We start from the raw sequence: 9,560 nt of genomic DNA on the forward strand, positions 1-9,560 counted from the left end.
GCCGCCGCCGGTCACGAAAGGTGCCCCTGTGCGCAGAACCCTCGCGATCCTCGCCGTCCTCGGCGCCTCCCTGAGCCTGGCGGCCTGCACCCCCGGGGAGCCGGATGCAGCGCCGTCCGCCTCCGCCACCCCGCTCGGCTGCGCGACCGAGGGCGAGGCGACCGCCGCGGTGCAGACCAGCGGCGACTTCGCCACCAAGCCGGTCACCGTGTTCCCCAGCCCGGTCAGCGTGGACGTCACCGAGCGCTCGGTCGCGATCGAGGGCGCCGGCGAGGAGGTCGCCGAGGGCGACACCGTGCTGGTCGACTACACGCTCTACAACGGGACGAGCGGTGCCGAGTTCTCGGCGAGCAGCTACGCGTCCGGTGGCCGCGCGGCCTTCGAGGTCGACACCGACCAGTACCTCGCCGGCCTCGTGAAGGCCGTCAACTGCGCGACCGTCGGCTCGCGCGTCGTCGCCGTCGTTCCCCCGGCCGACGCGTTCGGCGACGCCGGGCAGAGCCAGTTCGGCATCGCCGCGACCGACTCGATCGTCATGGTGATCGACGTCGAGCAGATCGTGCCGACCGCCGCCGACGGCGAGCCGCAGCCCCCGGTCGACGGCCTGCCGACGGTGGCGCTCGCCGAGGACGGGGCGCCCACCGTCGCCATCCCCTCGACCGACCCGCCCGCCGACCTGCAGCTCGCCGTCCTCAAGAAGGGGAGCGGCACGACCGTGGCCGACGGCGACCAGCTGATCGTGCAGTACCAGGGCGTGGTCTGGGGCACCGGCGAGGTGTTCGACCAGAGCTGGGGGAAGCCCGCTCCCGCCGCCTTCGGCACCGGCGACGTGATCGAGGGCTTCAAGGAGGCCGTGGTCGGCCAGACCGTCGGCTCGCAGGTGCTCGTCACCATCCCGCCGTCGAAGGGCTACGGCGACCAGGGCAACCAGAACGCGGGGATCAGCGGGACCGACACCCTCGTCTTCGTGGTCGACATCCTCGCCATCAGCTGACCGGGAGGCGCTGGGCGCTCCGTGCCAGGATGGGCGGATGCGCAGGGTCATCATCCTCGGCTCGACCGGGTCCATCGGCACGCAGGCTCTCGACGTCATCGGCGCGAACCGCGAGCGGTTCGAGGTCGTCGGCCTCGCCGCCGGCTCGAACCAGGCGGCGGTCGCCGAGCAGGCGTCCGCGTTCGGCGTCGAGCACACGGCGTTCGGTGCGGAGGAGGCCGAGCAGCTGATCCGCTCGGTCGACGCGGACGTCGTGCTGAACGGGATCACCGGCTCGGTGGGGCTCGGCCCGACGCTCGCGGCGCTCGAGGAGGGCAGGACGCTCGCCCTCGCCAACAAGGAGTCGCTGATCGTCGGCGGCGAGCTCGTCACCTCGCTCGCCGGTCCCGGCCAGATCGTGCCGGTCGACTCCGAGCACTCCGCGATCGCCCAGGCCCTCCTCGCGGGCGAGCACCGCGAGGTCCGCCGCCTCGTGCTGACCGCGTCCGGCGGGCCGTTCCGGGGACGCGACCGCGCCTCCCTCCGCGACGTCACCCCGGCGCAGGCGCTCGCGCACCCGACCTGGGACATGGGCCTGGTCGTCACGACCAACTCCTCCACCCTGGTCAACAAGGGGCTCGAGGTGATCGAGGCGCACCTGCTCTTCGACGTCCCCTACGACCGGATCGACGTCACCGTGCACCCGCAGTCGGTGATCCACTCGATGGTCGAGTACGTCGACGGCTCGACGATCGCCCAGGCCTCGCCGCCGGACATGCGGCTCCCGATCTCGCTCGGCCTCGACTGGCCGCACCGCGTCGCCGGGGTCGGCGTCCCGCTCGACTGGACCCGCTCCCACTCCTGGACGTTCGAGCCGCTGGACGAGGAGGCGTTCCCCTCGGTCCGGCTCGCGAAGCGCGTCGGGGAGGCGGGCGCCTCCTACCCGGCCGTGTTCAACGCGGCGAACGAGCAGGCCGTGCAGGCGTTCCACGCGGGGCGGATCGGCTACCTCGACATCCTCGAGACGGTGGAGGCGGTGGTCGACGCGCACAGCGTCGACGGCACGCTGACCCGCGAGTCGCTGGCCGCGGCGGAGGAGTGGGCGCGCCGCACGGCGGACGAGCGGATCGCCGGAGTCTGACCAGGGGTCATCCGGACGGGCTCCGTCTCCGCGGATCCGTGTCGGCGGACGTCGCGCCGCTGATCCGCTCGGCCGCGGAGTTCATCGGATCCGTGCAGGCGCACCCCAGCGTGGACGGGCAGGCCCGGCCTACAGTGTGTCGGTGGAATCCGTGCTGCTCTTCGTCCTCGGCGTCGTCATCATCGCCGTCGGCGTCGCCCTCTCCATCGCCCTGCACGAGGTCGGGCACCTGCTCCCCGCCAAGCTGTTCGGGGTCAAGGTCACGCAGTACATGATCGGGTTCGGGCCGACCCTCTTCTCCCGGCGCCGAGGCGAGACGGAGTACGGCGTCAAGGCGATCCCGCTCGGCGGCTACATCGCCATGATCGGCATGTACCCGCCGAAGCACCCGGGGGACCGGCCCACGGAGTCGAGCACCGGCTTCTTCAACGGCCTGGCGTCCTCCGAGGCCCAGCTCGAGGAGCCCCGGCGCGGCGCCTACGCCACGATGATCGACGAGGCCCGCGCCGCCAGCGCCGAGACGATCGGCGACGGCGAGGACCACCGCGCGTTCTACCGGCTCCCCGTGTGGAAGCGCGTGATCGTCATGGCCGGCGGCCCCTTCATGAACCTCGTGATCGCCACGGTCCTCTTCACCGTCCTCCTCTGCGGCATCGGGATCCCGCAGAGCACCAGCACCCTCGCCGCGGTCTCGCAGTGCGTGGTCCCGGAGTCGCAGCGCGCGACCGCGACCTGCACCGCCGACGACCCGCTGGCACCCGGAGCCGCGGCGGGCCTGCTGCCGGGCGACACGATCACGGCGATCGACGGCACTCCGGTGAGCACCTGGAACGACCTGACCCCGATCATCCAGCGCTCCGCGGGCGTCCCGCTCAGCGTGTCCGTCCAGCGCGACGGCGCCCCGCTGACCCTCACGATCACCCCCGCCGAGAACGAGGTCGCGGTGACCGACGCGAACGGCGCCCCCGTCACCGACGCCTCCGGTGCGATCGAGACGCAGACGGTCGGCTTCATCGGCATCTCGCCCACATCGGCCCTCGCGCAGCAGCCGGTCACCGCGGTGCCCGAGACGGTCTGGTCGAACATCACCAGCGTCGCCCACGTCATCCTCAACCTGCCGCAACGCCTCATCGACGTCGCCCAGGCGGCGTTCGGCTCAGAGGCGCGCGACGCCAACGGCCCGATCAGCGTCGTCGGAGTGGGCCGGATCGCGGGCGAGATCGCCGCCTCCGACCAGCTCCCCGTCGTGTCCAAGGTGCAGACGATGGTCGGCGTCCTCGCCTCGCTCAACGTCGCCCTCCTCGTCTTCAACCTGGTGCCGCTGCTCCCCATGGACGGCGGCCACATCGCCGGCGCCCTCTGGGAGGGCCTGCGCCGCCGGATCGCCAAGCTCTTCGGACGCCGCGACCCCGGCCCCGTCGACATCGCCCGCCTGCTCCCGCTCACCTACGTCGTCGTCCTCGTCCTCGGCGGCATGAGCGCCCTCCTCATCTACGCCGACATCGTCAAGCCGATCACGCTGTTCTGAGTTGGATTCCACGCCGGGCCTCGCCCGGCGGGGCGCGGTCGGCTTCTCGGGGTGGGGCGTGGGTGGAGCGGGCCGCAGGCGGCTAGGGCGAATCGCTGGGACGCGATTCACCCGTTCGCCTCGCGGGTGGCAGGACGGGCCTCGCCCGGCGTGGTGCGGTCGGCTCTGCGAGGTGGGGTGTGGGTGGAGCGGGATGCAGGCGGCTAGGGCGAATCGCTGGGACGCGATTCACCCGTTCGCCTCGCGGGTGGCAGGACGGGCCTCGCCCGGCGTGGCGCGGTCGGCTCTGTGAAAGGGAACGGGCTGGCAGCGTCTGCGGTGAATCGCTCGGACGGGATCGGCGGTTCGGCTCGGGAGCGAGGCGACCGCGGATCGTGCGGTCTCGGGCTGAGAGCAGGTGCGGTGGACGGGTTCCGAGGCGCGCAGGAGGGGCGGCGGCTGGGAAGGTGCGGCGAGCGGACGAGGGGTCCCGCGGCGCGCGTACGATGGGGCGCGTGCCAGCAGTGAATCTGGGTCTTCCCAAGGTCCCCATGACCCTCGCCCCCCGCCGCAAGTCCCGCCAGATCAAGGTGGGCAAGGTGCTCGTGGGCGGTGACGCGCAGGTCAGCGTCCAGTCGATGTGCACCACACCGACGACGAACATCAACGCGACCCTCCAGCAGATCGCCGAGCTCACCGCGTCCGGCTGCGACATCGTCCGCGTCGCGGTGCCGAGCCGAGACGACGCGGAGGCGCTGCCGATCATCGCCAAGAAGAGCCAGATCCCGGTCATCGCCGACATCCATTTCCAGCCCAACTACGTCTACGCCGCGATCGACGCCGGCTGCGCCGCGGTCCGCGTGAACCCGGGCAACATCCGCAAGTTCGACGACCAGGTCGGCAAGATCGCCGCCGCCGCGAAGGCCGCCGGCGTCTCGATCCGCATCGGCGTCAACGCCGGCTCCCTCGAGCCGAGCATCCTGCAGAAGTACGGCAAGCCCACCCCCGAGGCCCTCGTCGAGAGCGCCGTCTGGGAGGCCAGCCTCTTCGAGGAGCACGACTTCCACGACTTCAAGATCTCGGTCAAGCACAACGACCCCGTCGTCATGGTGAAGGCCTACCGCCAGCTCGCCGAGCGCGGGGACTGGCCCCTCCACCTCGGCGTCACCGAGGCCGGCCCCGAGTTCCAGGGGACCATCAAGTCCGCCACCGCCTTCGGCATCCTCCTCGGCGAGGGCATCGGCGACACCATCCGCGTGTCCCTCTCGGCCCCGCCCGCGCAGGAGGTCAAGGTCGGCCTGCAGATCCTCCAGTCGCTGAACCTCCGCGAGCGCAAGCTCGAGATCGTCTCCTGTCCCAGCTGCGGCCGCGCGCAGGTCGACGTCTACACGCTCGCCAACGACGTCACCGCCGGCCTCGAGGGCATGAGCGTCCCGCTGCGCGTCGCCGTCATGGGCTGCGTCGTCAACGGACCCGGCGAGGCCCGCGAGGCCGACCTGGGCGTCGCCTCCGGCAACGGCAAGGGCCAGATCTTCGTCAAGGGCGAGGTCATCAAGACCGTCCCCGAGGCCGAGATCGTCCAGACCCTCATCGAGGAGGCCAACCGCCTGGCCGCCGAGATGCCGGCCGACGACACCTCGACCGGAGCCCCGGTCGTCACCGTCGGCGCGAACTGACGGCGCGGGGCGGATCGACGTGGTCCGCCCCGCACTGCGCCTCGCGCTCGTGGTCGTCGCCGCCGCGCTCCTCGCCTCCGGTGTCGCCGCGCTCCGCAGCGGCCCGTCCTCCGAGGCCGGCGAGTGCATCGACAGCCGCACCCCGCAGGACCCCTTCGGCTGCGACCGCTGGGTGCTGACCGCGGCAGAGGGGGAGACCCCGTACACGGCCTGGGTCGAGGACGCCCGCGTCCGCCTCCGCTCCGAGAGCGTCGGGGGTGCGCCGACCCTGGTCGTCGGCACCGGCTGCCTCGTGGTCAGCGCCGCCTACCGGATCGACGACGGCGTGCTGATCCCCGGCGACGAGGTGACCGGCTCCGACACCTGCTCCGACACGCCGAGCCCCGAGGCCATCCGGCTCCGGGCGCTCCTCTCCGGCCCGATGACGATCGGCGGCACCCCCGACGACGTGCTGCTGGACGGCACGGGCGGAGCGATCGTCTTCTCGCGGATCCCCGACTGAGGCTCCCGGCGCCCTCGCGAGCCGGGGGAGCGCAGCGGATAGGATCGTCCCTCGTGGTCACCCGTCTCTCGCATCTGTTCGTCCGCACGCTCCGGGAGGATCCCGCCGACGCCGAGGTCGCGGGCCACCGCCTCCTCGTCCGCGCGGGCTACATCCGCCGTCAGGCGCCCGGCGTCTTCGCCTGGCTGCCGCTGGGACTGCGCGTCAAGCGCCGCATCGAGCGGATCATCCACGAGGAGATGGAGGCCGCCGGCGCCCAGGAGGTGCACTTCCCCGCGCTCCTGCCCCGCGAGCCCTACGAGCTCTCGGGCCGCTGGACCGAGTACGGCGACGGCGTGTTCCGCCTGAAGGACCGCAAGGACGCCGACTACATGCTGGCTCCCACGCACGAGGAGTTCTTCACGCTGCTCGTGAAGGACCTCTACTCCTCCTACAAGGACCTGCCCCTGTCGATCTACCAGATCCAGGACAAGTACCGGGACGAGGCGCGGCCCCGCGCGGGCCTCCTGCGCGGCCGCGAGTTCACGATGAAGGACGCGTACTCCTTCGACTACACCGACGCCGGCCTCGACGCGAGCTACCAGCGCCAGCGCGACGCCTACGAGCGGATCTTCGCCCGTCTGGGCCTGGAGTACGTCATCGTGCAGGCCGACGCCGGAGCGATGGGCGGCTCCCGGAGCGAGGAGTTCCTGCACCCCACCCCCGTCGGCGAGGACACCTTCGTCCGGTCGGCGGGAGGGTACGCGGCGAACGTCGAGGCGTACCGCACGCCCGTCCCCGCGGCGCTGCCCGTCGAGGGCCTGCCCGAGGCGCGCGTCTTCGACTCGCCCGACACCCCGACCATCCAGACCCTGGTCGACCTGGCGAACGCGACGCAGCCCCGCCCCGACGGCCGCGCCTGGACCGCCGCCGACACCCTGAAGAACGTCGTCCTCGCGCTCACCGCGCTCGACGGCACCCGCGAGCTCGTGATCGTCGGCCTGCCCGGCGACCGCGACGTCGACCTCAAGCGCGCCGAGGTGGCCTTCGCCCCGGCCGAGGTCGAGGCCGCCACCTCGGAGGACTTCGCGAAGCACCCCGGACTGGTCAAGGGCTACATCGGACCCTGGTCGGCCGAGGGAGCCGTCCTGGGCGAGGAGTCGGCGACCGGCGTCCGCTACCTGCTCGACCCGCGCGTGGTCGACGGCACCGCCTGGATCACCGGGGCCAACGTCTCCGGGCAGCACGTCCTCGACCTGGTCGCCGGCCGCGACTTCCACGGCGACGCCACCGTCGAGGTCGCGGACGTCCGCACCGGCGACGAGGCGCCCGACGGCTCGGGCCCGATCGAGACCGCCCGCGGCATGGAGATCGGCCACGTCTTCCAGCTCGGCCGCAAGTACGCCGACGTCCTCGGGCTGAAGGTGCTCGACGAGAACGGGAAGCTGGTCACCGTCACGATGGGCTCCTACGGCATCGGCGTGACCCGCATCCTCGCCATCATCGCCGAGGCCACCCACGACGACCGCGGACTGCTGTGGCCCGCGAACGTCGCGCCGTTCGACGTGCACGTGATCGCGACCGGCAAGGACGCGGCGGCTCTCGAGCTCGCCGAGTCGATCGGCGCCTCCCTCGAGGCCGCCGGCCGCGATGTGCTGATCGACGACCGCCCGAAGGTCTCGCCCGGCGTCAAGTTCGGCGACGCCGAGCTGATCGGGGTGCCCGTGATCGTCATCGCGGGCCGAGGAGCGGCCGACGGGATCGTCGAGCTGTGGGACCGCCGGTCCGGCGAGCGCGAGCAGCTCCCGGTCGCCGAGGCGCTCGCCCGGCTGGGCGCCTAGACCCGACACGCCGAGGGCCCCGCCGCCGCTTCCCGCGGCAGGCGGGGCCCTCCGTGCGTCGGCAGGATCCGCGGGTGGAACCCCGGGCCGCGTCGGGTACCCTTGAGGGCTGATCCGGGTGAGAGCCCGGCAGGCGAACGACCGCGGTCACCACCGCGGCATCCAAGTGAATAGAGAGAAAGGCCCGCCCGTGGACATCGACCTGAGCGTTCTGCGACTCATGGAGCGCGAGCGCGAGATCCCCTTCGAGGAACTCGTGCAGATCATCGAGCAGGCGATCCTGACCGCCTACCTCAAGCACATCGGCCAGGCCGACGACGCCGACAAGGCCACCGCCGTCGACGCGCGAGTGCACCTCGACCGCAAGACCGGTCACGTCTCGGTCTTCGTGCCCGAGCTCGACGAGGAGGGCGCCGTCGTGGGCGAGGCCGAGGACTCCCCGCGCGACTTCGGCCGCATCGCCGCCTTCGCCGCGAAGCAGGTCATCAACCAGCGCCTGCGCGACATCGCCGACGAGCACGTGCTCGGCGAGTTCAAGGGCCGCGAGGGCGACATCGTCGCCGGCGTCATCCAGCAGGGCCCCAACCCGCGGATGATCCACGTCGACCTCGGCTCCATCGAGGCGATCCTCTCGCCCGAGGAGCAGGTGCCCGGCGAGGACTACAGCCACGGACGCCGCATCCGCGTCTACGTCACGAGCGTCGGCCGCGGACCCAAGGGCCCGTCGGTCCAGGTGTCCCGCACCCACCCGTCGCTGGTGCGCAAGCTGTTCGCCCTCGAGGTCCCCGAGATCGCGTCCGGCGTGGTGGAGATCGTCTCCCTCGCCCGCGAGGCCGGCCACCGCACCAAGATCGCGGTGCGCGCGACCGAGCCCGGCGTGAACGCCAAGGGCGCCTGCATCGGCGAGCTCGGCCAGCGCGTGCGCGCGGTGACCGCCGAGCTCAACAACGAGAAGATCGACATCGTCGACTACTCCTCCGACCTGCCGACCTTCGTCGCCAGCGCGCTCTCGCCCGCCAAGGTGACCAGCGCGTTCGTGATCGACCAGAGCCTCAAGGCCGTCCGGGCGCTCGTCCCCGACTACCAGCTCTCGCTCGCCATCGGCAAGGAGGGCCAGAACGCCCGCCTCGCCGCCAAGCTGACCGGCGCGAAGATCGACATCCAGCCCGATTCGGTGATGGACGGGGAGTGATCCCCGAGCATCGGCCGGGCGGGGGAGCGGTCCCGGAGGGGAGGGAGTAGAGTGGAAGCCGTCAGAACGTGCGTCGGCTGCCGTCTGCGCGCCCCCCGGGCCTCTCTTCTGAGGCTGGTCCTCCACTCGAACGTCCTCGCGGTAGACCCGCGTGCCGTCCGTCCTGGTCGGGGAGCGTGGCTCCACGACACAGCCGACTGCTACGAGCTCGCGGTCAAGCGCCGCGCGTTCGGAAGAGCGTTCCGGACGCGCGAGAGCGTGGACGCGAGCGAGCTGGAGCAGTACATCGCACGATCCGACCGGCTCGGCCCCTCGACCGGAGGGGCCGGAGCAGCGCACGATCACACCATAGAGAACAGGCAGAACGGCCCGTGAACTGATCATGAGCGAAGACTGATGAGCGGCTCGAAATGAGACCCGTCCGTTCGTGACGCCTGCCCCCGTCTTGGGTGCAGGCCCAAGACAGGAGAGAAGTGGCAAAACCACGCGTACACGAGATCGCATCCGAACTGGGTGTCGATAGCAAGGTCGCACTTGCGAAGTTGAAGGAGCTCGGCGAGTTCGTCAAGGGCCCGTCCTCGAGCATCGAACCCCCGGTGGCGCGCAAGCTCCGCCAGGCCCTCCAGGGCCAGGGCGGTTCCTCCGCGGGAGCGTCGGCGACCCCGGCCGCCCCCGCCCCCGCCGCCGGCGCCGGAGCGGGCGGCTTGGCCGGTCCGGGCGTGGGCGCGGACGGACGCGCGCCGGAGGGG

9 protein-coding genes are annotated in these 9,560 nt (G+C 72.0%); all 9 read left to right on the top strand.

What is annotated here, in order from left to right; translation table 11 throughout:
* Positions 1-28: 28 nt before the first annotated feature.
* Complete coding sequence (locus tag C5D50_RS10400) at positions 29-994, top strand: FKBP-type peptidyl-prolyl cis-trans isomerase (RefSeq protein ID WP_181137334.1); 966 nt, start codon at positions 29-31, stop codon at positions 992-994.
* 37 nt (positions 995-1,031) lie between these two features.
* Positions 1,032-2,114, top strand: coding sequence for a 1-deoxy-D-xylulose-5-phosphate reductoisomerase (gene dxr / locus C5D50_RS10405; RefSeq protein WP_104283439.1), 1,083 nt, complete (start codon positions 1,032-1,034; stop codon positions 2,112-2,114).
* A gap of 142 nt (positions 2,115-2,256) precedes the next feature.
* Positions 2,257-3,642: an RIP metalloprotease gene (locus C5D50_RS10410; RefSeq protein WP_258062217.1), complete on the top strand. Its 1,386-nt coding sequence runs from the start codon at positions 2,257-2,259 to the stop codon at positions 3,640-3,642.
* Between the two features lie 494 nt (positions 3,643-4,136).
* Entirely contained in the window at positions 4,137-5,297 is a 1,161-nt protein-coding gene (gene ispG, locus C5D50_RS10415; RefSeq protein WP_173244694.1) for a flavodoxin-dependent (E)-4-hydroxy-3-methylbut-2-enyl-diphosphate synthase, read from the top strand.
* Between the two features lie 19 nt (positions 5,298-5,316).
* Entirely contained in the window at positions 5,317-5,799 is a 483-nt protein-coding gene (locus tag C5D50_RS10420) for a hypothetical protein (protein WP_104283440.1), read from the top strand.
* Between the two features lie 53 nt (positions 5,800-5,852).
* A complete protein-coding gene (locus C5D50_RS10425; RefSeq protein WP_104283441.1) occupies positions 5,853-7,619 on the top strand; it encodes a proline--tRNA ligase in 1,767 nt (588 codons plus the stop codon).
* 190 nt (positions 7,620-7,809) lie between these two features.
* A complete protein-coding gene (nusA, locus tag C5D50_RS10430) occupies positions 7,810-8,811 on the top strand; it encodes a transcription termination factor NusA (RefSeq protein ID WP_104225180.1) in 1,002 nt (333 codons plus the stop codon).
* 51 nt (positions 8,812-8,862) lie between these two features.
* Positions 8,863-9,186: a YlxR family protein gene (locus C5D50_RS10435; protein WP_104225593.1), complete on the top strand. Its 324-nt coding sequence runs from the start codon at positions 8,863-8,865 to the stop codon at positions 9,184-9,186.
* 98 nt (positions 9,187-9,284) lie between these two features.
* On the top strand, positions 9,285-9,560 hold a 276-nt coding region (locus C5D50_RS10440; protein WP_146087929.1), incomplete at its 3' end, for a translation initiation factor IF-2 N-terminal domain-containing protein.

Origin of the sequence: Rathayibacter sp. RFBD1 (assembly GCF_002932915.1) — a bacterium.
Taxonomy (GTDB): Bacteria; Actinomycetota; Actinomycetes; order Actinomycetales; family Microbacteriaceae; genus Rathayibacter.